The organism is Bradyrhizobium japonicum USDA 6, from assembly GCF_000284375.1.
Taxonomy (GTDB): domain Bacteria; phylum Pseudomonadota; class Alphaproteobacteria; order Rhizobiales; family Xanthobacteraceae; genus Bradyrhizobium; species Bradyrhizobium japonicum.
In genome coordinates this window covers 743,305-769,901 of the sequence record NC_017249.1, presented here as the reverse complement: position 1 = coordinate 769,901, position 26,597 = coordinate 743,305, and the positions used below count along the sequence as shown (strand labels likewise).

General features: G+C 64.5%; 24 protein-coding genes and 1 tRNA gene. 12 read left to right on the top strand and 13 right to left on the bottom strand.

The window, feature by feature from the left end; all coding sequences use genetic code 11:
* Nucleotides 1-84: 84 nt before the first annotated feature.
* From rpsA to aroA, 3 genes are all read right to left on the bottom strand, one after another.
* Nucleotides 85-1,788 carry a 30S ribosomal protein S1 gene (rpsA, locus tag BJ6T_RS03595; RefSeq protein WP_014490919.1) on the bottom strand — a complete coding sequence of 568 codons (1,704 nt, stop codon included), beginning with the start codon at nucleotides 1,786-1,788 and terminating at the stop codon, nucleotides 85-87.
* Between the two features lie 266 nt (nucleotides 1,789-2,054).
* A complete protein-coding gene (cmk, locus tag BJ6T_RS03590; RefSeq protein ID WP_014490918.1) occupies nucleotides 2,055-2,693 on the bottom strand; it encodes a (d)CMP kinase in 639 nt (212 codons plus the stop codon).
* Nucleotides 2,690-4,027, bottom strand: coding sequence for a 3-phosphoshikimate 1-carboxyvinyltransferase (gene aroA, locus BJ6T_RS03585; protein ID WP_014490917.1), 1,338 nt, complete (start codon nucleotides 4,025-4,027; stop codon nucleotides 2,690-2,692). Before aroA ends, cmk begins: the two co-directional genes overlap by 4 nt.
* A 170-nt stretch (nucleotides 4,028-4,197) precedes the next feature.
* On the opposite strand from aroA, the gene BJ6T_RS03580 reads away from it, so the two are divergent.
* The 3 genes from BJ6T_RS03580 to BJ6T_RS46900 all read left to right on the top strand — a co-directional run bounded on the left by BJ6T_RS03580 (nucleotide 4,198) and on the right by BJ6T_RS46900 (nucleotide 5,154).
* A complete protein-coding gene (locus tag BJ6T_RS03580) occupies nucleotides 4,198-4,605 on the top strand; it encodes a TIGR02300 family protein (protein ID WP_014490916.1) in 408 nt (135 codons plus the stop codon).
* Nucleotides 4,606-4,701: 96 nt separating this feature from the next.
* Nucleotides 4,702-4,777: transfer RNA gene (locus tag BJ6T_RS03575), tRNA-Ala, on the top strand.
* A gap of 140 nt (nucleotides 4,778-4,917) precedes the next feature.
* Complete coding sequence (locus BJ6T_RS46900) at nucleotides 4,918-5,154, top strand: GIY-YIG nuclease family protein (RefSeq protein ID WP_028169717.1); 237 nt, start codon at nucleotides 4,918-4,920, stop codon at nucleotides 5,152-5,154.
* Nucleotides 5,155-5,158: 4 nt separating this feature from the next.
* Here the strand turns inward: BJ6T_RS46900 and BJ6T_RS03565 are convergent, their stop codons facing one another.
* On the bottom strand, nucleotides 5,159-5,617 hold the full coding sequence (locus BJ6T_RS03565; RefSeq protein WP_014490915.1) for a MarR family winged helix-turn-helix transcriptional regulator: 459 nt from the start codon (nucleotides 5,615-5,617) through the stop codon (nucleotides 5,159-5,161).
* A gap of 154 nt (nucleotides 5,618-5,771) precedes the next feature.
* Between BJ6T_RS03565 and BJ6T_RS03560 the strand changes: the two genes are divergently transcribed.
* The 8 genes from BJ6T_RS03560 (at nucleotide 5,772) to BJ6T_RS03525 (ending at nucleotide 13,233) form a co-directional block, all read left to right on the top strand.
* Nucleotides 5,772-6,197, top strand: a complete 426-nt coding sequence (locus tag BJ6T_RS03560; protein ID WP_014490914.1) for an organic hydroperoxide resistance protein — start codon at nucleotides 5,772-5,774, stop codon at nucleotides 6,195-6,197.
* Between the two features lie 183 nt (nucleotides 6,198-6,380).
* Nucleotides 6,381-7,583, top strand: a complete 1,203-nt coding sequence (locus BJ6T_RS03555) for a CaiB/BaiF CoA transferase family protein (protein WP_014490913.1) — start codon at nucleotides 6,381-6,383, stop codon at nucleotides 7,581-7,583.
* A 383-nt stretch (nucleotides 7,584-7,966) separates the two neighbouring features.
* Nucleotides 7,967-9,283: a sn-glycerol-3-phosphate ABC transporter substrate-binding protein UgpB gene (gene ugpB, locus BJ6T_RS03550; protein WP_014490912.1), complete on the top strand. Its 1,317-nt coding sequence runs from the start codon at nucleotides 7,967-7,969 to the stop codon at nucleotides 9,281-9,283.
* A gap of 49 nt (nucleotides 9,284-9,332) precedes the next feature.
* Nucleotides 9,333-10,214, top strand: coding sequence for a sn-glycerol-3-phosphate ABC transporter permease UgpA (ugpA, locus tag BJ6T_RS03545; RefSeq protein ID WP_028169716.1), 882 nt, complete (start codon nucleotides 9,333-9,335; stop codon nucleotides 10,212-10,214).
* Nucleotides 10,214-11,062, top strand: coding sequence for a sn-glycerol-3-phosphate ABC transporter permease UgpE (gene ugpE, locus BJ6T_RS03540; protein WP_014490910.1), 849 nt, complete (start codon nucleotides 10,214-10,216; stop codon nucleotides 11,060-11,062). Before ugpA ends, ugpE begins: the two co-directional genes overlap by 1 nt.
* A gap of 6 nt (nucleotides 11,063-11,068) precedes the next feature.
* Nucleotides 11,069-12,154 carry a sn-glycerol-3-phosphate import ATP-binding protein UgpC gene (locus BJ6T_RS03535; protein ID WP_014490909.1) on the top strand — a complete coding sequence of 362 codons (1,086 nt, stop codon included), beginning with the start codon at nucleotides 11,069-11,071 and terminating at the stop codon, nucleotides 12,152-12,154.
* Nucleotides 12,155-12,483: 329 nt separating this feature from the next.
* The gene (locus BJ6T_RS03530; RefSeq protein ID WP_014438749.1) at nucleotides 12,484-12,909 is read left to right on the top strand and encodes an Hsp20 family protein; all 426 of its coding nucleotides are present in this window, start codon (nucleotides 12,484-12,486) and stop codon (nucleotides 12,907-12,909) included.
* A 51-nt stretch (nucleotides 12,910-12,960) separates the two neighbouring features.
* The gene (locus tag BJ6T_RS03525) at nucleotides 12,961-13,233 is read left to right on the top strand and encodes a BQ00720 family protein (RefSeq protein ID WP_011083553.1); all 273 of its coding nucleotides are present in this window, start codon (nucleotides 12,961-12,963) and stop codon (nucleotides 13,231-13,233) included.
* A gap of 175 nt (nucleotides 13,234-13,408) precedes the next feature.
* Here the strand turns inward: BJ6T_RS03525 and BJ6T_RS03520 are convergent, their stop codons facing one another.
* The 4 genes from BJ6T_RS03520 to BJ6T_RS03505 form a co-directional block, all read right to left on the bottom strand.
* On the bottom strand, nucleotides 13,409-14,260 hold the full coding sequence (locus BJ6T_RS03520; RefSeq protein ID WP_014490908.1) for a DUF1194 domain-containing protein: 852 nt from the start codon (nucleotides 14,258-14,260) through the stop codon (nucleotides 13,409-13,411).
* A gap of 172 nt (nucleotides 14,261-14,432) precedes the next feature.
* On the bottom strand, nucleotides 14,433-15,971 hold the full coding sequence (locus BJ6T_RS03515; protein ID WP_014490907.1) for an acyl-CoA synthetase: 1,539 nt from the start codon (nucleotides 15,969-15,971) through the stop codon (nucleotides 14,433-14,435).
* Between the two features lie 57 nt (nucleotides 15,972-16,028).
* Entirely contained in the window at nucleotides 16,029-17,159 is a 1,131-nt protein-coding gene (locus BJ6T_RS03510) for a DUF5938 domain-containing protein (protein WP_014490906.1), read from the bottom strand.
* Between the two features lie 36 nt (nucleotides 17,160-17,195).
* Nucleotides 17,196-17,999, bottom strand: a complete 804-nt coding sequence (locus tag BJ6T_RS03505) for an SDR family NAD(P)-dependent oxidoreductase (RefSeq protein WP_028169715.1) — start codon at nucleotides 17,997-17,999, stop codon at nucleotides 17,196-17,198.
* Between the two features lie 279 nt (nucleotides 18,000-18,278).
* On the opposite strand from BJ6T_RS03505, the gene BJ6T_RS03500 reads away from it, so the two are divergent.
* Nucleotides 18,279-18,917 (top strand): TetR/AcrR family transcriptional regulator, encoded by a 639-nt coding sequence (locus tag BJ6T_RS03500; protein WP_014490904.1) that lies wholly within the window; start codon nucleotides 18,279-18,281, stop codon nucleotides 18,915-18,917.
* Nucleotides 18,918-19,083: 166 nt separating this feature from the next.
* Here the strand turns inward: BJ6T_RS03500 and BJ6T_RS03495 are convergent, their stop codons facing one another.
* From BJ6T_RS03495 to ptsN, 5 genes are all read right to left on the bottom strand, one after another.
* Nucleotides 19,084-20,196, bottom strand: a complete 1,113-nt coding sequence (locus BJ6T_RS03495; protein ID WP_014490903.1) for a tetratricopeptide repeat protein — start codon at nucleotides 20,194-20,196, stop codon at nucleotides 19,084-19,086.
* Between the two features lie 210 nt (nucleotides 20,197-20,406).
* Entirely contained in the window at nucleotides 20,407-21,567 is a 1,161-nt protein-coding gene (locus BJ6T_RS03490) for an MBG domain-containing protein (protein ID WP_144037980.1), read from the bottom strand.
* 161 nt (nucleotides 21,568-21,728) lie between these two features.
* Nucleotides 21,729-23,918 carry a two-partner secretion domain-containing protein gene (locus BJ6T_RS03485; RefSeq protein WP_014490901.1) on the bottom strand — a complete coding sequence of 730 codons (2,190 nt, stop codon included), beginning with the start codon at nucleotides 23,916-23,918 and terminating at the stop codon, nucleotides 21,729-21,731.
* 19 nt (nucleotides 23,919-23,937) lie between these two features.
* A complete protein-coding gene (locus tag BJ6T_RS03480) occupies nucleotides 23,938-25,674 on the bottom strand; it encodes a ShlB/FhaC/HecB family hemolysin secretion/activation protein (RefSeq protein WP_014490900.1) in 1,737 nt (578 codons plus the stop codon).
* A 275-nt stretch (nucleotides 25,675-25,949) separates the two neighbouring features.
* The gene (gene ptsN, locus BJ6T_RS03475) at nucleotides 25,950-26,411 is read right to left on the bottom strand and encodes a PTS IIA-like nitrogen regulatory protein PtsN (RefSeq protein ID WP_008141251.1); all 462 of its coding nucleotides are present in this window, start codon (nucleotides 26,409-26,411) and stop codon (nucleotides 25,950-25,952) included.
* Between the last annotated feature and the right edge of the window lie 186 nt (nucleotides 26,412-26,597).

The window sequence follows — 26,597 nt, the reverse complement described above, 5'->3', positions numbered from 1 at the left end:
CGCTGCGCGCCATCCGGGCTACGGGTCCAACAAAAAGCCCCGGCTCGCGCCGGGGCTTTGATGGTTGCGAAACGGGTGTTTCGCTTACTTGTCGCGGTTCTTGAGCGCGGTGCCGAGGATGTCACCGAGCGTCGCCCCCGAATCGGAGGAGCCGTACTGCGCGATGGCTTCCTTCTCTTCGGCGACTTCGAGCGCCTTGATCGACACCTGGACCTTGCGGGCCTTCTTGTCGAACTGGATCACGCGGGCATCGACCTTCTCGCCGACGGCGAAGCGCTCGGCGCGCTGGTCGTTGCGGTCACGGGCGAGCTCCGAACGCTTGATGAAGGTCGAGAAGTCGGTACCGGTGATCTTCACCTCGATGCCGCTTTCCTTCACTTCGAGCACTTCGCAGGTCACGACCGCGCCCTTCTTGACATCGCCCGGCTCGGCGAAGGGGTCGCCTTCGAGCTGCTTGATGCCGAGCGAGATGCGCTCCTTCTCGACGTCCACATCGAGCACCACGGCTTTCACCACGTCGCCCTTCTTGTAGTTGTCGATCACCTGCTCGCCCGGAAGCTTCCAGTCGAGGTCGGAGAGATGGACCATGCCGTCGACGTCGCCCTCGAGGCCCAGGAACAGACCGAACTCGGTCTTGTTCTTGACCTCGCCCTCGACCACCGAACCGGTCGGGTGACCTTCGACGAAGACCTCCCAGGGGTTGCGCATGGTCTGCTTGAGGCCGAGCGAGATGCGGCGCTTGACGGAATCGACTTCCAGCACCTGCACTTCGACTTCCTGCGAGGTCGAAACGATCTTGCCGGGGTGCATGTTCTTCTTGGTCCACGACATCTCGGAGACGTGGATCAGGCCTTCGATGCCCGGCTCGAGCTCGACGAACGCACCGTAGTCGGTGATGTTGGTGACGCGGCCGGTGAAGCGGGCACCCAGCGGGTACTTGGCTTCGATGCCCTGCCACGGATCGTCCAGCAGCTGCTTCATGCCCAGCGAGATGCGGTGCGTCTCGTGGTTGATCTTGATGATCTTGACCTTCACGGTCTGGCCGATCGAGAGCACCTCGGTCGGATGGTTGACGCGGCGCCACGCGATGTCGGTGACGTGCAGCAGACCGTCGATACCGCCGAGATCAACGAACGCACCGTAATCGGTGATGTTCTTGACCACGCCGTCGATGACCTGACCCTCTTCGAGGTTCTGCACCAGCTCCTGACGCTGCTCGGCGCGGGTCTCTTCCAGCACCGTGCGGCGGGAGACGACGATGTTGCCGCGGCGGCGATCCATCTTGAGGATCTGGAACGGCTGCGAGTTGTTCATCAGCGGCGCAACGTCGCGGATCGGGCGGATGTCGACCTGCGAGCGCGGCAGGAAGGCCACGGCACCGTCGAGGTCGACGGTGAAGCCGCCCTTGACCTGGTTGAAGATGACGCCGTTGACCTTCTCGTTGTTCTGGAAGGCCTTCTCGAGCTTGCCCCAGCTCTCCTCGCGGCGCGCCTTGTCGCGCGACAGCACGGCTTCGCCGAGGGCGTTCTCGATGCGATCGAGGAACACTTCGACCTCGTCGCCGACCTTGATCTCGCTGTCACGGCCGGGGCCGGAAAATTCGCGCAGGGCGACGCGGCCCTCGGTCTTCAGGCCGACGTCGATGACGGCCATGTCTTTTTCAATTGCAACCACCTTGCCCTTGACGACTGAGCTTTCCTGCAGGTTGCCACCCGCGAAGGACTCGTCGAGCATCGCGGCGAAATCGTCACGCGACGGGCTATAGGTATCAGCAGAAGTCGAAGCCATTTGTTCTCCAGTTGCGGATGTCGTGCCGGCCGTTGGGTTCAAGGGCGTATCGCACACGCAGTGTCGGAAGGTCCGCAAGACCTTCGAGCGACCGCCCGCTGCTCCGGCATGGAGGCGGAACAGCGGAAGCGGGCCGGCTGAGGCCCGCGCGTTCGATACGTGGAAATCTTGGTCCGGAGCCTGGATCGCGCCGGGCCCAAACAGGGGACCGGGGTTATCGACCTCAAAGAGCGGGAGCGGGCGCTTCCTCCAATGACGGCGGCGGCTTAACCCCGCGACCGGCCCGCTCGGACGGCCTCGATAATGTCGATGGCGGCCCGGACGCCGCCTTCTATATCCAGTTGGGAGTTATCTAGCAAGTAAGCATCCGGGGCCGGTTTCAAGGGCGCAATCGGCCGGTTCTTGTCGCGCTCGTCACGCCGGATGATGTCGGCGAGCACCGCCGCCTCGTCCGCCTCCTCGCCCCTCGCCTTGGCCTCCATGGTCCGGCGGCGGGCGCGGACCTTGGGATCGGCGACCACGAAAATCTTCACGTCGGCATGGGGGCAGATCACGGTTCCAATGTCCCGGCCGTCGAGCACGGCGCCGGGCGGATCGGCGGCGAATTGCCGCTGGAAATTGAGCAGGACCTCGCGAACCCTGGGGATCGCCGAGACGATCGAGGCGCCCTCGCCGGCCTCCTGGGTCTTCAGGGCGGGATTGCCGAACCTTTCGGGATCGAGTTCCAGCGCAGCCTGCACCGCAGCCGCCTCGTCCCGGAGATCGTGACCGGATTCCATCAAGGCATAGGCCACCGCGCGGTAGATGACGCCGGTATCGAGATGACGATAGCCGTAATGATGGGCGAGGCGCTTGCCGAGCGTCCCCTTGCCCGAGGCGGCGGGCCCGTCGATGGCGATGATCATGAGAACTCGGCCCCAAGCGAACGCATCATCGGAATGAAATCCGGGAAACTGGTGGCGATGAAGGCGGTGTCGTCGACGGTCACGGGCTGGTCGGAGGCGCAGCCCATCACCAGCGCGGACATCGCGATGCGATGATCCATGTGCGTGGCGACAGTGCCGCCGCCCGGAACGTGACCGCGCCCCTCGACGATCAGATCGTCGCCGGAGACCTCGACCTTCACGCCGTTGACGCGGAGCATGTCGGCAGTGGCCTCAAGCCGATCGGATTCCTTGACGCGCAGCTCCTGGAGGCCGCGCATGATGGTCGTGCCCTCGGCGAAGGAAGCCGCCACCGCCAGCACGAGATATTCGTCGATCATCGAGGGCGCGCGCTCCGGCGGCACCTCGACGCCGCGTAGTTTCGACGCGCGCACCCGCAGCTGCGCCATCGGCTCGCCGGCATCGCCGCGAACTTCGCTTTCCTCGATCGAGGCGCCCATTTCGCGCAGCGTGGTGAACAGGCCGGTGCGCAGCGGATTGGTCATCACGTCGGACAGGACGACGTCCGAGCCTTCGACGATCAGCGCCGCGACGACCGGAAAGGCGGCCGAAGAGGGATCGGCGGGCACCACGACGGTGGCGCCATGCAGTTCGGGCTGGCCAACGAGCGTGATGCGGCGGCCGTGCTGGCCCTCCTGCGCGGAGGTGATGTCGGCGCCAAAGTGCTTCAGCATCAGCTCGGTATGGTCGCGGCTGGCCTCGGTCTCGATCACCGTCGTGGTGCCGGGTGCGGCCAGGCCCGCCAGCAGTACGGCCGATTTGATCTGGGCCGAGGCGACCGGGGTCTTGTAGGTGATCGGCAGCGGATCGCGCGCGCCCTGGACGGTGAGCGGCAGACGGCCGCCCTCGCCGCCGGACACCACTTTGGCGCCCATCTTCTCGAGCGGGTCGAGGATCCGGCGCATGGGGCGGCTGCGCAGCGAGGCATCGCCGTCGAAAACCGCCGAAATCGGGCAGCCGGCGACGGCGCCCATGACGAGCCGACAGCCGGTACCGGAGTTGCCGAAATCGAGCGCTGCCCTGGGCTCGGCAAAGCCGGCGACGCCGACGCCGTTCACCTTCCAGGCGAAATCTCCGGTGCGCTCCACCCTGGCGCCCAGCGCCTGCATGGATTTGGCGGTGTTGAGGACGTCCTCGCCCTCGAGCAGGCCCGAAATCCGGGTCTCGCCGACCGCGAGCGCGCCCAGGATGAGGGCGCGGTGGGAGATCGACTTGTCCCCGGGGACCCGTACTTTCCCGGTCAGGGGACCGCTTGCGCGCGACTGAAGCGGCGTCGGCTTGTCGGAATCAGTCAAGTTTGTGTCCTTGGATAGGCCCGAAACATCCCTGCGGGGCTCGCGGGGCAGGTACCACAAGGTCTGCCCGCCGTCACGGGCATGTCTTTCCCCCGTAATGCGCTATTGACAGCGGGCCGCCAACTAGCCAAGTGAAACACCGCTTTTCAGACATTCCCAGGATTCCTGCCGTGGCCAAGTCCGAACTCGGAACCAAACGTATTTGCCCGACCACGGGCAAGAAATTCTACGACCTCAACAAGAATCCGGTGATCTCGCCCTATACCGGCGAAGTCGTGCCGATCGCGCCCGTGGCGCCGGCTCGCGCAACCCGCGGCGCCGAAGCCCGCCACGCAGCGGCCGCCGACACCGCGCCGGAGCCGGCAGAGGTCGAAGAGGTCTCGCTCGAGGAGGCCGATGCCGAGGAGAACACCGGCAAGGTCAAGGCGGTGGTGCCCGAATCCGAGGACGATATCGAGGTCGACGAGACCATCGACGACGACGATGACGATGATTCGACCTTCATCGCCGACGAAGAAGAGGGCGATGAGGACGTGACCGACATCATTGGTGATGTCGGAGGTGATGAAGAGACTTGAGATCAGCCCTGATCTGTGAAAAAGGGTGCACCGCGCGAGTCACCAGGCTCGGCGGTCGGGAGTGATCCACTAGGATCCTCCCAACTGGAAGACTAAGGGGCCATAGCTCAGCTGGGAGAGCGCTTGCATGGCATGCAAGAGGTCGGCGGTTCGATCCCGCCTGGCTCCACCAGCCTTCGCTGGCTTCGCCAGCTTCGGCTCGGCAAGCCCTATCGTGGCGAAGGCTGCCGCGGCGTAGCCCGAAGGGCGAAGCCGGGCTTCAGCAGATCGAAAGCGGATGTAAGCTCTCCCTCGACAGCTGGGGAGCATGCCGTGAAATACGTGTACATTCTCGAGAGCCTCGATTCCCTCCACTTCTATGTCGGGATCACTGACGACCTGCGCGCCCGACTGACAAAGCACAATGCCGGCGAGGTGCCTCACACCTCGAAATTTGGACCTTGGCGTCTCAAGACTTACATTGCGTTCAGCAACGAGAAGCAGGCCGTCGCGTTCGAGAAGTACCTGAAGTCAGCGTCCGGCCGCGCCTTCGCCAAAAGGCGCTTCTAGCCCCCTACTCCCCGATCACCGCATTCAACCGATCGCGCAGCGCCACGATCTCGTCCTTCATCGCGACCAGTTCCGAGACCGAGCAATCCGACGCCGCCAGGATGGATTGCGGCACGGCGCGCGCTTTTTCCTTCAAGGCGTGGCCCTGCGGGGTCAGCGCGATCAGCACCTGACGTTCGTCCTCGCGCGAGCGCGTGCGCTTGACGAGGTGCGCGGCCTCGAGGCGCTTGAGCAGCGGCGTCAGCGTGCCCGAGTCCAGGAACAGCTTTTCGCCGATGTCCTTGACCGGCACGTCGTCGCGCTCCCACAGCACCAGCATCACCAGATATTGCGGGTAGGTCAGGCCGAGCCGGTCCAGCAGCGGCTTGTAGACCCGGTTGAAGGCATGCGCGGCCGAATAGACCGCGAAGCAGATCTGGTTGTCGAGGCGCTGCGGGTCCAGCGCCGATAATTTCCGGGGCATCGAGAATCTCACGCGGTTTCCTCCATTCTGGGACCGGGCGGCCGTACATTCAATTGCGAACAATTAAATGTGAGGCATGCAGATTTCAATTGCACGCAATCTAATTGTTTGCGATGTAGGTTCCACCCCAACCCGAAGACCTGAGGAGACGAAAATGTCTGTGAACGTCCTGTACAAGACCAGCGCCAAGGCCACCGGCGGCCGCGACGGCCATGCGGCGACCCTCGACGGCGCGCTCGACGTCAAGCTCACCACGCCGAAGGAGCTCGGCGGCGGCGGCGGCGCCGGCAACAATCCGGAGCAGCTGTTTGCGGCCGGCTATGCCGCCTGCTTCATCGGCGCGATGAAGTTCGTGGCCTCGCAGGGCGGCCCGAAGGTTCCGGCTGACGCCTCGGTCACCTCCACCGTCGGCATCGGCCCGCGCTCGGCCGGCGGCTTCGGTCTCGACATCGACCTCGCCGTCTCGCTGCCGGGCCTTGCCCGCGCGGAAGCCGAGGCGCTGGTCGAGAAGGCCCACCAGGTATGTCCCTACTCCAATGCCACGCGCGGCAATGTCGACGTTCGCCTGACGGTCGTCTGATCAAACGGCGGATTGGCTGGCCCGAGATCCCCCTCGGGCCGGCCGCTTCCCTTTATTTTTTGTTTTGCCACGCCCCGGGATGGCACGGCGGCACCGCATACGCCCCTACGCACCAAGCCATTGCTGGCGCAAAAAAACCTCGCTAGGCCTGTGATCAATGATCGACACAGGGGAAGCGAAGGCATGACCGAAGCCGTTTTGGGCGCAATGAGCGGACTGCGCGTCATCGATCTCACGCGCGTGCTCGGCGGTCCCTACTGCACCCAGATCCTCGCCGACCACGGCGCCGACGTGATCAAGGTCGAGCCGCCCGCCGGCGACGAGGTACGCGACTGGGGCCCTCCGTTCCACGAGGAAGACGCGGCCTATTTCATCGGCATCAACCGCAACAAGCGCTCGATCGGCCTCGACCTCGCCTCCGAAGGCGGCCGTGTCGTGCTGCTCAAGATGCTCGAGACCGCCGACGTCCTGATCGAGAATTTCAAGCCGGGCACGCTGGAGAAATGGGGCATCGGCAACGATGTGCTCAGCAAGAAATTTCCGCGCCTGGTGCATTGCCGGATCTGCGGCTTCGGCGCCGACGGTCCGCGCGGCGGCAATCCCGGCTATGACGCCATCATCCAGGCCATGACCGGCATGATCGCGGCGACCGGTTCGCCCGAGAGCGGTCCGATGCGGATCGGCGTGCCGCTGGTCGACATCACCACCGGCCTCTATGCGGCGATCGGCATCCTGATGGCGCTGTCGGAGCGGCAGCGCTCGGGCCAGGGCCAGTTCCTGGAGACGACGCTGTACGAGACCGGCCTTGCCATCATGCATCCGCACACCGCGAATTATTTCATGCACGGCAAGCCGCCGTCGCTCACCGGCAACGAACATCCCAACCTCGTACCTTACGCGATCTTCCCGACCAGGACCGACGACATCTTCATCGGCGTCGGCAATGACGGCACCTTCCGCAAGCTCGCCAAGGAAATCGGCAAGCCCGAGCTCGGCACCGATCCGCGCTTTGCCCGCAACAAGGACCGCATCGCCAATCGCGAGGCGCTGCGGGCCGAGTTGGCCGCCGTGTTCAGCCAGCACGAGGCGGAACCGCTGTGCAATCGTCTGCTCGCCGCCGGCCTGCCCGCAGGTCCCGTGCAGAAGATCGACCAGGCCTTGACCAACGCGCACACGATCGCCCGCGGCGATGTCATCGAGAAGGACTGGTACAAGGGCGTGGCCTCGCCGATCCGGCTGGATCGCAGCAAGCCGAGCCTGCGCCGCCTGCCGCCGAAATTCAGCCAGCACTCCCAGGAGGTGCTGGGCGAGTTCGGCTACTCCAAATCGGAGATCGACGCGATGGTCGAAAAGGGCACCGTCTGCGGCCCCGAGCGCAAGCGCTGAGACAACGACGACGATCGAGCGCCAGGGCAGGTGCGCTCCCTCTCCCGCTTGCGGGAGAGGGTTGGGGAGAGGGTGTCTCCGCAATGGGACAATCCCCCAGAGGATAGAGCCCTCACCCGCGCCTCCGGCGCGACCTCTCCCGCAAGCGGGAGAGGTTTTTGAGCCTGCAGCCTGATCTTCAGCCTCACACAATGATGCCGCACTGCGGCGCGGGCACGCATGTGCGAACGGAGGAGGCTGCGCGCTCGGCATTCGCCTATTTGACGGCTTCCCTTTTGGCCGCGCTTGCTGCTTTCGTTTCTCCCGCTTACACAGTCATGTGAACGTCATATGGCGCTGCTAGCGCAAGCGCTTCTTTTTGACGGCCAAGGGAGGTTTACTTGATGGCTCTTCGACACTTTGGGGCGGCTGCCGCAGTTGCGATCACGATCGGCATGGGCGCATCGCCGGCCTTGGCCGTGACCGAAATCCAGTGGTGGCACGCGATGACCGGCGCCAACAACGACGTCATCGTCAAGCTCGCCACCGACTTCAACGCCTCGCAGACCGACTACAAGGTGATCCCGACCTACAAGGGCAACTATCCCGATACGATGAACGCCGGCATCGCGGCGTTTCGCGCCGGCAATGCCCCGCACATCATGCAGGTGTTCGAAGTCGGCACCGCGACCATGATGGCCGCGACCGGCGCCGTAAAACCCGTCTACAAGCTGATGGCCGAGGCCGGCGAGAAGTTCGACCCCAAGATCTACCTGCCCGCCATCACCGGCTACTACTCGACCTCGAAGGGCGAGATGCTGTCCTTCCCGTTCAATTCGTCGTCGACCGTCATGTGGGTCAACCTCGACGAGCTCAAGAAGGCGAACGTCGAGATCCCCAAGACCTGGCCCGAAACGTTCGAGGCCGCCAAGAAGCTGAAGGCTGCGGGTCATGACACCTGCGGCTTCTCCGGCTCCTGGGTCACCTGGGTCAATCTTGAGCAGCTCTCCGCCTGGCACAACGTGCCGCTCGCCAGCAAGGCCAACGGCCTCGACGGTTTCGACACCGTGCTGGAGTTCAACGGCCCGCTCCAGGTCAAGCATCTCGAAACCCTGGTCGAGCTGCAGAAGACCAAGACCTACGACTATGCCGGCCGCACCAACACCGGCGAAGGCCGCTTCACCTCGGGTGAATGCCCGATCTACCTGACCTCGTCGGCGTTCTTCGGCAACGTCAAGGCGCAGGCCAAGTTCAACTTCACCGCCGTGCCGATGCCTTATTATCCGGACGCCAAGGGCGCGCCGCAGAACTCGATCATCGGCGGCGCCTCGCTCTGGGTCATGGGCGGCAAGTCGGCCCAGGAATACAAGGGCGTCGCGAAGTTCCTGACCTTCCTCTCGGACACCGATCGCCAAGTCTACATCCACAAGGCCTCGGGCTATCTGCCGATCACCAAGGCGGCCTACGCCAAGGCGAAGGAAGAAGGTTTCTACAAGGATCAGCCCTATCTCGAGACCCCGCTGCTCGAGCTGACCAACAAGGAGCCGACCGAGAATTCGCGCGGCTTGCGTCTCGGCAACATGGTTCAGCTCCGTGACGTCTGGTCGGAAGAGATCGAGCAGGCGCTGGCCGGCAAGAAGACCGCCAAGCAGGCGCTCGACGCCGCGGTCGAGCGCGGCAACACGATGCTGCGTCAGTTCGAAAAGACCGCCGTCAAGTGAGGCGATGAGCGGCAGGCCGGTAAGCCGGCCTGCCGCTTCAGCTGGCATCATGCAAAAGCAAGCCATTTTCCAATCAAGGCTATTGCCCTACGCGCTGGTTGCACCGCAGCTCGCGATCGTCCTGATATTCTTCTACTGGCCTGCCCTGCAGGCGGTGATCCAGTCCTTCCTGCTCCAGGATGCCTTCGGTCTCTCGAGCACCTTTGTCTGGCTCGACAATTACATCGAGCTGTTCAAGGACCCCGCCTATTTCGAGGCGGTCGTCCGGACCTTCTTCTTCTCGTTCGCGATCGCCGTGTCGTCGCTGTCGTTCGCGCTGCTGCTGGCCGTGATGGCCGACAAGCCGCTGCGCGGCTCGATGCTCTACCGCACGCTGCTGATCTGGCCCTATGCGGTGGCGCCGCCCGTCGTCGGCGTGCTCTGGATCTTCATGCTGCATCCCTCGCTCGGCGTGCTGTCGCGCTATCTGCGCGGCGTGGGCGTCGACTGGAATCCGCTGCTCGACGGCAACCAGGCGGCGGCGCTGATCATCCTCGCCGCGGCGTGGAAGCAGATCTCCTATAATTTCCTGTTCTTCCTCGCCGGCCTGCAGGCCATCCCCCGAAGCGTGTTCGAGGCCGCTGCGATCGACGGCGCCCGTCCGATGCGCCGGTTCTGGACCGTGACCTTCCCGCTGCTGTCGCCCACGATCTTCTTCCTGCTGGTCGTCAACATCGTCTACGCCTTCTTCGACACCTTCGGCATCATCGACACCATGACCCGCGGCGGTCCCGGCACGTCGACGGTCACGCTGGTCTACAAGGTCTATTCCGACGGCCTGCTCGGCGGCAATCTCGGCAGCTCCGCGGCGCAATCGGTGATCCTGATGGTCATGGTCATCGTGCTGACGGGAATCCAGTTCCGCTTCGTCGAACGCAAGGTGACCTACTGATGGTCGAGGACGAGGGTATCAGGCGCTACGTCGCCCATTTCATCCTCTGGGTCGGGATCGCGATCGTCGCGTTCCCCGTCTACATCGCGATCGTCGCCTCGACCCAGGACAACGCGCTGATCGCCAACGGTCAGATGTCGCTGCTGCCGGGCGGGCACTTCTTCGAGGTCTACTACCAGACCATCTTCGTCGGCACGAGCGGCTCCACCCGCGAGCCCGTCGGCAACATGATGCTGAACTCGCTGGTGATGGCGCTCGCAATCGCGATCGGCAAGATCGCGATCTCGATCATCTCGGCCTATGCGATCGTGTATTTCCGCTTTCCGTTCCGGATGGCGATCTTCTGGATCATCTTCATCACGTTGATGCTGCCGGTCGAGGTGCGCATCTACCCGACCTACAAGATCGTCGCCGATCTGCACATGCTCGACAGCTATGCGGGCCTCGCGCTGCCGCTGATCGCGTCGGCCACCGCGACGCTGCTGTTCCGCCAGTTCTTCATGACCGTGCCGGACGAGCTGCTGGAGGCCTCGCGCATCGACGGCGCCGGCCCCTTGCGTTTCTTCTGGGATACGCTGCTGCCGCTGTCGCGCACCAACATGGCGGCGCTGTTCGTGATCCTCTTCATCCTCGGCTGGAATCAATATCTCTGGCCGCTGTTGATCACCACGCGCGACGACATGCAGACCATCCAGGTCGGCATCCGCAAGATGATCACCACCACCGATGCGCTGACCGAATGGCCGATCGTGATGGCGACTGCCGTGCTGGCCATGCTGCCGCCGGTGTTCGTCGTCGTCGCCATGCAGAAATTGTTCGTGCGCGGCCTGGTCGAGACCGAAAAGTGAGTTTTCATGGCTAACGTCACCCTGCGCAACGTCCGCAAGACCTATACGGGCGGCTTCGAGGCCATCAAGGGCGTCAATGTCGACGTCGCCGACGGTCAGTTCTGCGTGCTGGTCGGCCCCTCCGGCTGCGGCAAGTCCACGCTGCTGCGCATGGTCGCAGGTCTCGAGACCGTCACCGGCGGCGAGATCGACATCGGCGGCCGCGTCGTCAACCAGATCGAGCCCGCCGATCGCGACATCGCGATGGTGTTCCAGAACTACGCGCTCTATCCGCATATGAGCGTCTACAACAACATGGCCTACGGCCTGCGCAACCGCGGCATGGCGGAAGCCGAGGTCAAGACCCGCGTCGAGGAAGCCGCGCGCGTGCTCGAGCTCGCGCCGATGCTGGAGCGCAAGCCGCGCCAGCTCTCCGGCGGCCAGCGCCAGCGCGTCGCCATGGGCCGCGCCATCGTGCGCCAGCCAAAGGTGTTTCTGTTCGACGAGCCGCTGTCGAACCTCGACGCGAAGCTGCGCATCGCGATGCGGGTCGAGATCCGCAAATTGCAGCGCCGGCTCAACACGACGTCGATCTACGTCACCCACGACCAGCTCGAGGCGATGACGCTCGCCGATATTCTCGTGGTGATGAACGGCGGCCAGGTCGAGCAGGTCGGCAATCCGCTGGCGATCTACGAGAAGCCGGCGACGACCTTCGTCGCCTCCTTCATCGGGGCGCCGCCGATGAACCTGATGTCGACGCGCGCCGACGAGATCAAATCGCAGCTCGGCGGCAGCGCCACGGAGGCCGGCATCCTCGGCATCCGCCCGGAAGATTTCGTCATCACCGACCAGACCCCGGCCGGCGGCGTCGCGCTCCCGCTAACGGTCGAAGCGATCGAGCGCGTCGGCGCGGAAACCTTCGTCTACGGCACCCGGGCCCAGGACGAGCAGCGCGTTGCCGCCACCCCGGGCGAGCTGCCGCCCGGCGAGGTCATCGTCCGCGTTCCCGGAACCGAGGCCCCCGCCATCGGCGCGAGGATCCGGGTCGCGGCGGTGCGGGCGAAGCTGCACCTTTTCAGCGGCGACGGGCGGACGCGGATCGAGGCCTGACCGGTTCCGAGGGGCCGGCCGATCAGAAACGTGAAAAACAACCCCATGCACAGTAGCCGGGGGCTTGTTTTCATTGAGATAAATCGTCCGTCGATTCGTCATGCCCGGGCTCGTCCCGGGCACCACGTTCTTGGCGCGACGAGTGAGGCCATGGATGGCCGGGACAAGCCCGGCCATGACGATCTGCGCCATGGCGCGGCGACATGGCCCATCCACAGGCCCCCGCTACGTCCTTGAACCGACACGGGGTTATGACCATATTGCTGACCAAGGGGCGCCGCTTCCGGGCCCTGAAATGCCAAAGTCGCTTCGAGGGGACTTTGTAAACTATGTCTCGTGTTCCAACGCTTTCCAGTCCGTTCCTTCTGGGCTTCGACGAGATCGAGCGTGTGCTCGACCGCGTCGTCAAAGGCGCCGACGGCTACCCTCCCTACAATATCGAGAGGTGCGACCGGTCGGACGGCCAGCCCGAGCGGCTGCGGATCACGCTGGCGGTCGCCGGATTCACCCGCGACCAACTCGATGTAACCATTGAGGAAAACCAGCTCGTGATTCGCGGGCGTCAGCAGGACGACAAGACCCGGCAATACATCCATCGCGGCATCGCCGCGCGCCACTTCCAGCGCACCTTCGTGCTGGCGGAGGGGATGCTCGTGCTGGGTGCGGATCTGAAGAACGGGCTGCTGTCGGTCGATCTTGCCCGGCCTGAACCGGAGAGGATCGTTAAGACAATCGCTATCAATGAGCACGAATAATGGAACGAGTAGCGGACTCGACCGCTTAGTTTCTGTGAAGGAGTCGAGACCATGAGTGAAGGTCACGTTGCGTTCGAATACGAAGCCAAGAACGTCTCGCCCGAGACGCTGGCAACCCTCGGCGAAGGCCATATCGCCTATGTGAAGCAGATCCGCTCCGAGGATGTGCCGGGCCTGTTTCCCGAAGCGCCGAAAATCGCGCCGGGCCTCAAGCTTTTCGCGCTCCACGCCGCCGACGGCACGCCGATCATGCTGACCGACAGCCGCGAAGCCGCAGTCGCCAACGCCTGGAGCAACGAGCTGCAAGCGGTGAGCGTGCACTGACGCACGCGCGCACAGCTGACGAATTCAAGTGCGCGGGCATGCCTCAAGGCGGCCCGCGTATTTTTTATGGCCATCTGGCGAAGCGTCGAAGTTCCGGCTGGCATCGGGCTCAACGCCGAAGCGGGTGCTCGGAGAAGGGAATCGAGAATGACGTCGGTTCGCTGCTGACGGGCAATTAGCGCATGCTCCGTCGCCCGCGCTCCCGCCATTTGTCTTCGCCGACCAGACAGGACACCCGGGGCTCATTCCCGGCAGTTGGGACGATCCTCCCCTTCGGCGTGAGGCCCGCAACCTCGAGAACAAGCTTGGTCCGGATCGCTTCCTGGAATTTTTCGCGATCCTTGATTGTCATGATGAAGGCGCCCGGCCCTCCGATCACGCAGTCCTCGTAATAGAGATCGAGGTTCTCGATATCGGTCGTTGCAAAGGACGGCTCCTTCACCATGATCGGCAGGCCGTTGATGATGATGCCCTTCTCAACGGCAGCGTCGCGCGCGCCGGTTACGGGGTCTCCGTCGTTGTTCGGCCCATCGCCGGAAATATCGATGACGCGCCGCGACCCGCGATAGGGATTCTCTTCGAACAGCCGCACTGCGAAATTAATCGCGCCGGAGATCGAGGTACTCGAACCTCGGCGAATCGGCATCTTCATGATCTCGGCCGCCACGGCGTCCGCCGATTCCGGACCGTCGATCACCCGCCAGGGAATGATGATCCTCTCGTCGCCCGACATCGACCACTCGAAATAGGTCAGAGCCACCTTGCTGGCCGGACGGGCCGTTAGCGCCTGAAGAAAGTCTTTCGAGACGATGGCCTGTGCATAGCCCTCGCGCTGAATGGCGAGTTCGTCCATATCCATCGAATAGGAGACGTCGACGGCGATAACGAGCTCGACATTGACGGAAAGTGCGCTGTCCCTGGCGTCGGCTATCCCTGATTTCGGGCTCGGCGCGGCAATGCTGGCAACGTCACCTCCGACAATCGCCCCCGCAACAAGCACCGCTCCGACCGAGACACACCAGCGCATGGCGGCCCTCCCGTCCGTTCAAAAGCATGGTGACCCCCAAAACGCGCATCGAAAAGCGGAAACATGCCTTTCCTGCCCGGACACGGATGAGAGTTTTGTGCCCGCGCGAATGTCCGCGTCAGCGCGTCTCGCGGATATCTTCGAAGCGATGGGCGCTGCAACAAGATGCGCCTCAGCCGCCTGAACGCTCCGCCAGCCGCGCGCGGATGTCCGGCTTCAGCACCTTGCCGACCTTGGAACGCGGCAGGTCGTCCCAGACTTCGATCTGCTTCGGTGTCTTGACGCTGCCGATCCGCTGCTTGACGAAGGCAGCCAGCGCCGTCGCATCGACGCTTTGGCCGGCGCGGGGCTGCACCACGGCGACGATCCGCTCACCCCATTTTTCGTCTGCCAGCCCGATCACCGCGCAATCCTGCACCGCCTCATGCGCCCGCAGCGCGTTCTCGACCTCGATCGAGTAGACGTTGAACCCGCCGGTGATGATCATGTCCTTGGCGCGATCGACGATATAGAGGTAGCCGTCGTCGTCGATGTAGCCGATGTCGCCGGTGTGGTGCCAGCCATGCGAAGAGGCTTCCGCCGTAGCCTCGGGATTTTTGTAATAGCCCTCCATCACCAGCGAACCGCGGACCACGATCTCGCCGCGGGCGCCGGTCGGCAGCAAATTGCCGTCGCCATCCATGATGCCGGCCTGCACCAGCGGGCTGATCCGCCCGGCCGAGGCGAGACGCTCCATCGCGATCGTGCCGTCGGCATTGTAATGCTCGCCAGGTGCCATCATCGAGATCATCATCGGCGCTTCGGTCTGACCGAACAACTGCGCCATCGGCCCGATACGCTGGAGCGCTTCCGCAAGCCGCGCGGCCGAGATCGGCGCCGCGCCGTACCAGAAACATTGCAGAGACCCGAGCCTCGCGGAGTCGAGCCTCGGATGATCGAGCAGCATGTAGATCACGGTCGGCGGCAGGAAGGTGTGCGTGACGCGATAGCGCTCGATCAGATCGAGAAATTCTGCGATGTCGGGGTGATGCATGATCACGATGCGGCCGCCGAGCGCCATGATCGGGAAACACAGCACGCCGGCCGCGTGGGTCAGCGGCGCAAGCGCGAGGTAGACCGGGCGGCCCTTGAACGGATAGCCCATCAGCGTCAGTGCCGTCATCGCCTCGATGTTGCGGCCCGACAGCATGACCCCCTTCGGCTTGCCGGTGGTGCCGCCGGTGCCCGGGATCATCGCGAGATCGTCGATCGTCTCGCGTTGATAATGGTCGTCCGCAAGACCGGCGAGCCAGGCCTCGAACGAGGGCGCGAAGGACAACTCGGCATCGAGGCAGACGACGGCGCGCAGCTTTGGCAGCTCTGCACGCACCGCCTCGACCATCGACGCGAAGCTTGAATGAAACAACAGCAGGCTGCAGTCGAATTGCTCGAGGATGAGCCGATTTTCGGCCGCCTCGTTACGCGGATTGATCGGGCACCAGACCGCGCCTGCGCGGGAAATGCCGAACACGCAGGCAAACGCGACCGGATCGTTGCCGGAAAGGATTGCGACCTTCTCGCCGGCAGCAATCCCCGATCGCGCGAGCCCGCGCGCGACGCGGTAGCTCAGCAACTGCACGTCGCGATAGCTGAGGTCGCGTCCATCCATGGTGAGGCACGGCGCGTCGGCGCCGAGCGAAGCACCTTTGTCCAGGTAATCGATGAAGCGCATGATCAACACCCGAAGCGGTAGCGGGTGACGCGGAGGTCCGCGCCACCCGCGATTTACTCAATCGTGCACGGTCAGAACCGGCTTGCTGACGAGCCCGAAGCTGCGCAACTGCCCGAGCAGCTCGTGATGGCCGAACGCCTGGCAGCCGGAGGCGAACCCCACGCGCTTCGGCGGCTGCTGCAGCAGGTGCGCCGCGGCATAGGCCTGCATCAAGCCGGTCTGCTTGTAGTTGCTGTTGCCGTAGATGATGCAGTGCGCGCGCCCCAACGGGCCGGAGGCATGCACCGAATCCATCGACTTGTTGACGCGCGGGTTCTCGCGAGGCGGCATGGTGTTCATCACACCGGCGGCGGTCTGCGCCAATGCGGCGTAGCGGTCGTCGGGATTCATGTCCTTGGTCGCCTCCAGCGCGGCCGCGACGATCTGCGGCACGCCCAGCATCAGCGCGCGATTGAACACGCCGCCCAGCACCTTCACGTTGGCCACGCGCGGATCGCGCTTGAACCACACCGGGTGCGAGGTGCCTCCCCAGGGCAACGCCAGCGCCAGCTCGTGCTGACCGGGGATGGCGAGGTTGTAGAGGCCGGCATCGGGCTGATGCTCGACGTACTTGTTCTGCTCCAGGTAGTAGGCCTTGGCCATCGCGGCGTTGACCAGGATGGTCTGCGTCGATGCGATGGTCGGACTGCCACCCCAGAACACGGCAATGTCGAGCGTGTCGAGGCCGGGCGTCTCCAGGCACAGCTGCGCGGCGATCTCGCCGGTGGTGTACATCTGCGCGATGCCTGGCGCCAACAGCAGCCCGGCATTGGCGAACTTCGTGCCCCACTCCTGCTCGAGCGTGATCAGCCAGTCCTGCTCGCCGGTGGTGTCGGTGTAGTGGCACCTGGAAGCCCAGCAGGCCTGCACCACCTCGCCGCCGAACTTGGCGAAGGGACCGACGGTGTTGAGCACCACCGAGGCGCCATTGAACAACTCCGTCAGTGCGCTCACGGTGTGCGGCACTTCCACCACCTCGTAGTCGGCGGTTTCGATGCCGGCCACGTTCGCCTTCATTGCAGCGTTGAGCTTCTCGGTGCTGCGGCCGGCGGCGATGAAGGGGATGTTGTACTCGCGCAGATATTCGCAGACCAGCCGGCCGGTGTAGCCGGACGCGCCATAGACGATGACGGGTTTCTTCGCACTCATTGCGTTCCTCCGAAATGTTCGTTGTCTGGTTGTTTGCTACATGCCCATGCCGCCATCGACCGGCAGTCCGATGCCGGTGATGAAGCGCGCCTCGTTCGAGCACAGGAACACCGCGGCATCGCCGATGTCCGTGACCTCGGCGAGACGGCCGAGCGGGGTTTGCTCCACCACCGAGCCGACTGCGGCGTTGACGTCAGCCGCGAGCCCGACCTTGACGATGTCGTTGGCGAGCTGCATGCCCATGTCGGTCGGGATCAGGCCCGGATAGATGCAGTTGACGCGCACGCCGAAACCGAGCTTGCCGGCTTCCATCGCTCCGACCCGCGTCATGCGGTCAACCGCGGATTTGGTGCCCGAATAGACCGCGATGCTCGGGAAGGCGATCGTTGCCGCAACCGAGGCGATGTTGACGACGGCGCCGCCCTTGCCGGCCGGCCCGCCCGGGCGCATGGCACGGAAGGCGTGCTTCATGCCGAGCACGGTGCCAACGATATTGACGTCGCACATCCGCCGGGCGTCCTCGGCCTTGACCTCGGAGATCAGCGACGTGATCTCGATGCCGGCATTGTTGATCAGAATGTCGTAGCCGCCGAGGGTTGCGACGGTCTTGGCAACCGCCCGCTCCCATTGAGCGTCGTCGGTGACGTCGAGCTGGACGAAGCCCGTGGCGACGTCCTCCTTCGCGATAGCGACTGCGCTGGCGCGGCCGGTCTCTTCCAGGATGTCGGCGATCATGATCGAGGCGCCAGCTCGCGCCAACGCTTGCGCGATGGCCGCGCCGATTCCTCGGGCACCGCCAGTGACCAGGGCTTTCCTGCCTGCAAGGCTCTTCCCACTCATGACGCACTCCTCCGTTGCTGGTGATCGATTCGTGCTGCGCCAATCGGCGCGCACCAGGTCGATGGGCGCAGGCCTTTCGGCGGCACCCAGCGAGGCGTTCCTCCATGGTTGGACGTCTTGACGACTGTCCAAATTCTTGGCGCGAACCTCCGCCAAAATCTTGACACTTGTCAAGAACGAATTTGACAGTTGTCAAAGGAAGTGGTTGTGAGGGGATGGAGCGTTCCGCGGTCGACGCGGTATAAGTCCTTGAAAGAACGGGACTGAGGAAGGGACGAGATGGCGCGGCAGGTGACGGGAGCGGCCCGGCGTGTGGCTGATGCGGCCGAGGTGCCGCGCGACGAGAAGTTCAACGCGCGGCGCGTCGAGCTTGCCGAGGCCGCGCTCGAAACGCTTGGAGAGCTCGGCTTCGCACGCACCAGCCTGCGCGAAATCGCGCAGAACTCGGCGTTCACGCACGGCGTGTTCCACTATTATTTCAGCGACAAGCTCGACCTGATCTGCTGCTGCGTCCGCCACTACAAGGCGAAGTGCGTGACGCGATATGACGATGTCGTCGCGACGGCAACGAGCCGCGACGAATTGACGGAGGGTTTCCTCGCCAAGCTCGCAGCAACGCTGCAGAACGAGGCCCGTATGCACCGCCTTTGGTACGACCTGCGCTCGCAGGCGATGTTCGAGGCGGCGTTTCGCAAGGATGTACTCGAGATCGACAAGAGCCTGGAAGCGATGATCTGGCGCATCGCCTCCCGCTATGCCGAGCTCGGCGGCAAGCGGCCGGCATCGTCGCCCGCCGCGCTCTATGCGCTGTTCGACGGTCTATTCCAAAATGCGCTGCTTAGGCACCTCGCGGGTGACAGGACGGCGATTCCCGAACTGCTCGACGAAGTCCGGCGCCTGCTGCCGACGGTCTGCTGACGCGCAGCCCGTTTTCATTTGGGTGATAGATCGCCTGCGTTCTCCTCGTCATTGCGAGCGCAGCGAAGCAATCCAGAATCTTTCCGCAGAGAGATTCTGGATTGCTTCGTCGCTTCGCTCCTCGCAATGACAGAGAGTAGGGTTGCAGCGCGGCCCTGCTCTCGCATCACTTCAAAAAGCCAAGCCCTTCACGCGCCGTGTCCACGGCCCATTGGTCGCCCGGCGGCAGCGCGAGCACGCTGTTGAAATCGGCGCGCGCATGTTTGGCGTCGGACAGTTTCATGTAGAGGAGGCCGCGATTGACCAACGCGACCTGGTTGTTGGGATCGAGCCGGATCGCCTCGTTGTAGTCGGCGAGCGCGCGATCATGCTCGCCCATGTCGCGAAACGCAGCGGCGCGATTGTTGTAGGCCGTCGAATTTCCCGGCTGCAGCCTGATCGCTTCGTCGAAATCGGCAATGGCATGTTTGTCGTCGCCCTTCTTGTGCCAGGCGACGGCGCGCGCGAGATAGGCCTTCACGAACGCCGGGGCGATCCTCGTGACCTCGTCGAACTCCCGAATGGCACCATCGGCGTCGTCCTTTTTCAGGAGGACGACGGCCCGGCAGTAATGGCCGCCGGCGCTCTTGGGCTCCAGACGGACCGCGCTGTTGCAGTCGTCGAGCGCCGCATCGAACTCGCCCTTCTCGAAATGGGCGGTGCTTCGCAGCTCGTAGGGCCATGCGGCGGAGGGATTGCGGCGCATCGCCTCGTCGTAATCGGCGACGGCGCGATCGGTGTCGCCCTTCGCCGCATACGCCTCGCCTCTCATGACGATCGCAAAATAGGCTTGCTTGGGGTTGCGTTCGACGGCCTCGGTGAAGGCAGTAATCGCGAGATCGAAATCGCGCTTGTTGAAATATTCGAGGGCACGGGAGGTGTAGGACGGACCGTAGCCGGGATCGAGGCGAATGGCCTCGTTGTAATCGGCCAAAGCGCGATCCCGTTCGCCCTTCGCCGAATAGGCGCGGCCGCGGCAGTTGTAAGCCCGCCCGAAATTCGGATCGATTCGTATCGCGGCGCTGCAATCCTCGAAGGCGCGATCCTTGTCGCGCTTGAGGTGCCAGGCTTCGCCACGCAGCTCGTAGGCAACCGCGTTGGTCGGATCAGCCGCGATGATCTCGGTTTTTTCGGAGATGACACGGTCGTTGGACGTATCGTCGGCATGAACGGCAACCGTCTCGGCAATGGTGACCGAGCAAAGGAGGCCGAAAATCCGGCCGATCGAAGCGCAATTCATGGCTCAAAAAACCCTGCACCGAAGCCTCGCCGGGACGCGCGACGGTCAAATCCGGTGGGGAAACATCACAGCGCCCGGCTGCGAGAATAAGTCGCAGACGGCGGGGCTTCGGTTCGAACGCGTGAGGGCCGCCTCTGCGGTCTCACCAGGCGTAGCATGTGGGCGCAAATGCCGTCACGAGGTGCAGCGATTGTGCCGCTGCTGGGTGCTCTAAGGCAGCACGACCTCGATCGGCGCCTGGTCGTTCAGCCCGATGGGCGCAGCGGGATTGGGCGGAGTGGCGCCGCAGACCGGGTTGCCGCCGGCCCCAAGCGAGCAGGCGCCTGCGTCGCGCGGAATGATCGCGAGCCGGCCGTCGACATAGGTGATGTCGTAGTTCGCGGATGTCAGCCCCGAGGCGGCGATGCTGTAGACCCCGGGATTGCGCGTGCCCTGGGCCGAGCCGCCGTAGACGAGCGTGCCTGATAGCGCGGACAGCCCCTCCCCGTTCACGAAGCCGGAATAGATCGCGCTGCCGCCGGAGAACAGCACGCCGTCGTAATTCTTCGTGACGCCGTTGACTGCAATGGTGAGCGGCGCCTTGTTGACGGTCAGCGAACCGTCGACATAGGTGATCGCATAGTTGGCCGAGGAGAGGCCCGACGCCGTCAGGCTGTAGCGGCCGGCATTCACCGCGCCCTGCGCGGTGCCGCCATAGCTGAGCGTGCCCGACAGTACGGATGCAGTCTCGCCGTTCATGAAGCCGGAATAAGCGACGCTGCCGCCGGAGAAGGCGAGGCCGTCATAGATCTTGGACGCGTTGGCGCTGATGGTGAGCGCCGCCCTGTCGATGGTGAGGCCGACCGCGACCGAGCCGACATAGACCGCGCCGCCCGAGCCGGTCGCGTTGAGAACGTCGGGGCCGCCGAGATTGTAGCTGCCCGCGCCCAATGCGGTGGTGACTGCGCTGCCCCAGCCGAGCGTGACGCGATTGGCGTTCACGCCGGTCATCGTCAATCCGCCGAGCGAGGCCAGCGTGCCATAGGTGGTGCTGGCCGAGCCCGCGACGTTGACATAGGCATCATAGACGGTGTCGCCGAACGCGCGCAGCACCGGCATGCCGTTGTTGGCGCCGCTGACGGACTTGCCCCAGATGCCGACGAAGTCAAAGCCGTTGTTGATGAAGGTGAAGGGATCGCGCAGCTGTGCCGTGGTGAGCATGCCGCCATCGCAGATGCCGCCGCCGAAGGATGCGCCACAGGCGGCGCTCTGCCCCGACGTGTCCCTGTTCGCATAGCTTTGGGTGACGTCGCCGCCATCCCAGTTCATCCCCACGATCGCGCCGACATTGCTGGTTCCCGACACGGTGCCCGCGAAGTAGCTTCGGCCCACGTGGCTTTCCTGATTCACCCCCACCAGCCCGCCGACCTCGGAATTTCCTGAAACCGCTCCCTTGGCGTAGGAATCGAGCACTGAAACGGCTTCATTGCTGTGCCCGACCAACCCGCCGACCGACCTCGTTCCGGACACATTGCCGGTCGCGTAAGACTGGCTTACCGTGCCGCCGTACCAGTCGCCCCCACCAGCCCGCCGACCGCATCGACACCGGACACGTTGCCGGTGGCGTAAGATCGCTCGACCTGGCTGTACGAGGCGAACCCCACCAGTCCGCCGGCAGATGTGCCTGTGCCTCCATTAGAACCTGTGCCCGAGACATTGCCGGTGGCGTAACTGTCGGTGACGAGACCGATGTTGCTGTACCCCAACAAACCACCGACATTGACGCCGCCAGTTACCGTACCCGTGGCATGAGAGTGGCTCACCGTACCGATGGCATAATCCGCAGGGCCCGGTCCCATCCATGTGCCGATATTGTACCCGATCAGCCCGCCAGCGCCGTCCCAGACAGCGGACACGTTGCCGGTCGCATACGAGTTGGAGACGGACGAGGCGACGACGCGCCCTCCCAGCCCGCCGGCGGCGCCATAACCCGCAACCGTGCCGGTGGCATATGAGTTGCTGATCGTCGTGATATAGGCGTCGCCGACCAGCCCGCCGACCATGGCGCCGCTGCCGGTCACATTGCCCGTGTTGTAAACGTTGCTGATGGTGTTGTAGGCGACGCTGCTCGTGCCGCCGTAGACCCAGAGGCCGCTCGACCCCACCAGCCCGCCGACGGCATTGTTGCCCGTCACGCTACCGCCTTCCAATCCGACATTGCGGATGGTCCCGCCATCGAGGTAGCCGAACAGGCCGATGTTATCGCTGGACGGCCGGTTGATGGTCAGGTTGCTGATGTGGTGACCGAGCCCGTCGAAAATGCCGGAAAAATAGCTGCTGATATCGCCGATGCCGCCGATCGGTGTGAAGCCGGCGCCACCATTCCAGCCCGCCGTGGCGCTGGCATCGATGTTCGCGCCCAGCACGTAGTTGCCGGACCGGTTGGTGTTGATGTTCTGCAGGGCATTCACGTCGGTGATCACCGCATAGGTGATGACGGCGTCAGATCCTTTCCGGGTCTGGAACAGGCTGCCCGCGGCCAGGTTGACCGGCGCGCTGATGGTGTAGCCACCGGTGGCCGTGGTCTGTGCGTATTGCAGGACCAGGCCGTCACTGCTCGTCGTGCCGGTCGAAGTCAGCGGCGCATTGATGACGATGTTGTTGTCGGCCCGCAGCGTCAGGATATGCGAGCCCCAGGTGACGGCGGAGTTGACCGTGACGTTGCCCGCGTCGGCGCCGCTGCCCGAGGTCGTCACCGTCACGTCGCCGCTCGCCAACGCGGTCTGCAAGGCACTGGCGTAGTTCGCGTCGATGGTGATGTTGACGGGATCGATCAGCCAATGCCCGCCCAGCGTATCGACCTTCAGGTCGGCGGCGAGATTGACCTTGGCGGCGGAGGTTTCGACCGAGCGGGCCCGCAGCGTGCCGCCGGCATTGACCTCGCCGTGCCTGGCGTCGCCGAGCAGAAGGATGCGGCCGTTCCTGCTGCCGATGCTCGCGGCCTGCACCACGCCGGTGTTGTTGACCACGCCCTTCATGGCGTCGCTCGCGCCCTTGGCGGTGAGGATGGCGAGCCCGCCATCGGCGCGGATCAATCCCTTGTTCTCGGCCAGCGTCTTGACGGTGGAGGCCTTGACCTCGACCGAGAGCATGCCGTCGCCGTTGAAGTCGAGCAGCACGTCGGTGCCGGCGGCGAGCGCCGTGCTGCCGGTGATGCTGCCGGAATTGCTGACGCTCGGCGAGATCAGCGCCACCACCTTGCCGGAGATGCTGCCCTCATTGGTGATCGCGCCGCCGCTGCCGGTGAAATTGTAGCGGCCGGCCAGAAAATCAGCGTTGCTGATGCCGAGCGTGGAGGCGACGAAGCCGCCGGTCTGCACGCTGCCGGTCTTGCCGATGGCGATGCCGTTCGGATTGATCAGGAACACTTGGCCATTGGCGCTGAGGCTGCCGAGGATTCTTGACGGGTCCTGGCCGACGACGCGGTTCAGCGCGACCGAGGATGCGCCGGGCTGATTGAAGGTCACGGAGCTGCCGGCGCCGATCGAAAAACTCTGCCAGTTGGCGATCATCCGGTCGCTCGACTGGTTGATCGTCATGGCGTTGCCGGACTGACTGATCGTGGCCTGTCCCGATACGACCTGGCCGCCGGTCGGCAGCGTCTGCGCCAGCGCCGGCGGCGTCAGCATCGTGGTCGCGGACAGCGCGATTGCGAGTCGCATCCGCGGCAGGGTCGATGTCATCGCGTGCCCCCTCGAAACATCAGAAGCGAATGCCGGCTTGCAGCCAGAACTGATCGTTGGCCTTGACGCCATCGACATTGGCCCCGGTGATGATGGAACGTCCGGGATTGTCGCCCAGCGTATGGGCCCAGTTCGCCGAGACGTTCAGCCATTCGCGCGTCCAGCGCGCGGCGAGGCCGGCGCTGGCGAGCCCGTATTCGTTACAGCCGCAGACAGTGACCGGCGCGATGCCGTTCGGCGACACGTTGATCTTGACGTAGCCGCCGTCCAGGAAGCTCGCGAGTTGCAGGCTGCCGAACCGCACAGGCAGCGGCGCGTAGTAGCGGAGCTCGAGCGTGCCGAGCACGCCCATGTCGCCGCGCGCCTCGCCGACGGGATAGCCGCGCACGCCGAACGGGCCGCCCAGCGCAAAATCTTCCGAGGAATCGAGGTTCTTGTCGGCCCATTGCCCGTAGAGGCGACCGAACAGTGCGAAGTCGCCGGGCAAGGCCTGAAGCCGGGCGACCGCGGCATTGATCCGGTTGAACTGCCCTTGCGTCCGGAGCCCGGCCAGGTCCGCCGCGAGCGCGCCCGACAGGCGCGAAAGATCGAGATCGCCAAAAGTCCAGCTCACCGACCAATTGGTGATGCCGCCGCCGAGCAGCGCGTCGCGCCGGTCGCCGTTGAGACTGAGCGTGCCGGAGGTCGAGCGCTTGTCCTGAAGCTTTCCGACGATACTGTCGTCGACCAGCGCCTTCCAGGTCACGGCGCCGCCGAGCTGGAGGTTGAAATCGCGCGAGCGGATGAGGCTGTAGTCGACGCCGCCATTGGCGAAATGGGCAAAACCGGTGAGGCCGAGGGCGCGGCCGATGGCGTCGATGTTGTGGTAGTCGAGATAGCTATAGTTCGCATTGGCAATGAAGCCGCTGGCGCCGAGCGGCACGCTCGTCGTCAGCGAGCCGTACTCCTGCCCTTGCGACAGCGTGCCGGAAAGCCGCGTCAGGTCGCCGTAGCCGGACACGTCGGTGAGCGAGATGAGCCCGTTGCCCTGCGCCTTGCCGACGTTGGCGCTGCCGTAATTGTCGCCCCAGAGGCCGCCCCCGACGACGGGCGCCTGCGCGACGCCGACGACGAGCTTGCTGGTGTTCGGCGCATCGCCCGGCGCGAGCTTGGCATGCACCGACACGCCAGGCAGGTCGTTCATCCGCAACAGCGCGTCTTCCAGATCCTGCCGCGTCACGCCGTCCGGCTTGAGACGACCCTCGATGATCGCGCGCAACAGGTCCTCACGCACGCGCACGCCCCTGGCGCGGTCGAGCGTGATGGTCTTGAGCGCGCCCTCGGCGATCTCGATCGTGACGATGCCGTTGGTGATGTCCTGAGGCGGCAGCAGCGCGCGCGCCAGCAACCGGCCGCGGCCCTGGAGCACGGCCGTCACCTGATCGGCCAACGCATAGAGCCCTTTGATGCCGAGGCGCTTGCCGCGCACCGAGGCAGCGAGTTGCTCGCGCTCGGCCTGTGGCAGCAGCTCCACCTTGCCGGTGAAGCGAACGCCCTTCACGATGATGCGCTCGCCCCGGTCGGGGATGGCGGCGGGCGGCTGCCACGGTCGAATCTCGTCAGGGGCCGGCAGCCTTTCCTGCCGCTGCAACTCCTGCTGCCGCTGCATCTCCCGGAGCAGCGATCCGGCTTCCTGCGCGACGGCCGGGACTGCGGTACCTGCTATGACTAGCCCCACCACAATAGCCCTGCACTGCACCGCGCCAACCACTTTCATCCTATGGGCCCGACCTTCGGGCGATAGGTAACGACATCAGCGAAAGCGCAGGACGGCGCGTTGATTCGAGCGCCACTTGCGTTCCTAGCCGTCCTTAGCGGACGCCGACATGACGCGATGTGCCGGACGTCTCAAATGGGGAATTTTTTTCGCGTCATCTTGCCGGTTGTTACGCGATCACGACATCCCGCGCGCATGCCACGGAGATGGCCGGCGTGCATTGGCAATTGCGTGGATCGATTCCGCTTCTCTGCGGGCGAAGAGGACTGGCGACGTTACGCCGCGGTCGCGGGCGGCAGCGCCAGCACCGAATAGATCGCCTGGGCGTCGCGCGAGGCGCGGAGCTTCTTGGCGATATCCTGGTCGCGCAGGAGGCGAGCGATGCGGGCGAGCGCCTTGAGGTGATCGGCGCCGGCGCCTTCGGGGGCGAGCAGCAGGAAGACGAGATCGACCGGCTGGCCGTCCATCGCCTCGAAATCGATCGGGCGATCGAGGCGCGCGAATAGGCCAAAGATCTTTTCGAGCTTGGGCAGCTTGCCGTGCGGAATGGCTACGCCGTAGCCGACCGCGGTGGTGCCGAGCTTCTCACGCTGCAGCAGCACCTCGAACACGGAGCGTTCGTTCTGCCCGGTCAGCTCGGCGGCCTTGGCCGCGAGCTCCTGCAGCGCCTGCTTCTTGCTGTTGACCTTCAATGCCGGGAGAATCGCCTCGGGTGCGACCAGATCGGTAATCGGCATGGAAGGTTTCCGAGGTGAATTAAACCGTCAGGTTCCGAATTGGCCAGCTTGGTCAAACCAGGCCTGGCCGGCATCAAGAAGGTGAAGCAGGAGGGGGACTTAGCCCCGATCCTGATGTGGGGCGCTTCTACTCCAACGCAATCCCGGTGCCAACTGCTGCGTGCGGCTTTGCCCCGCTCATTGTCA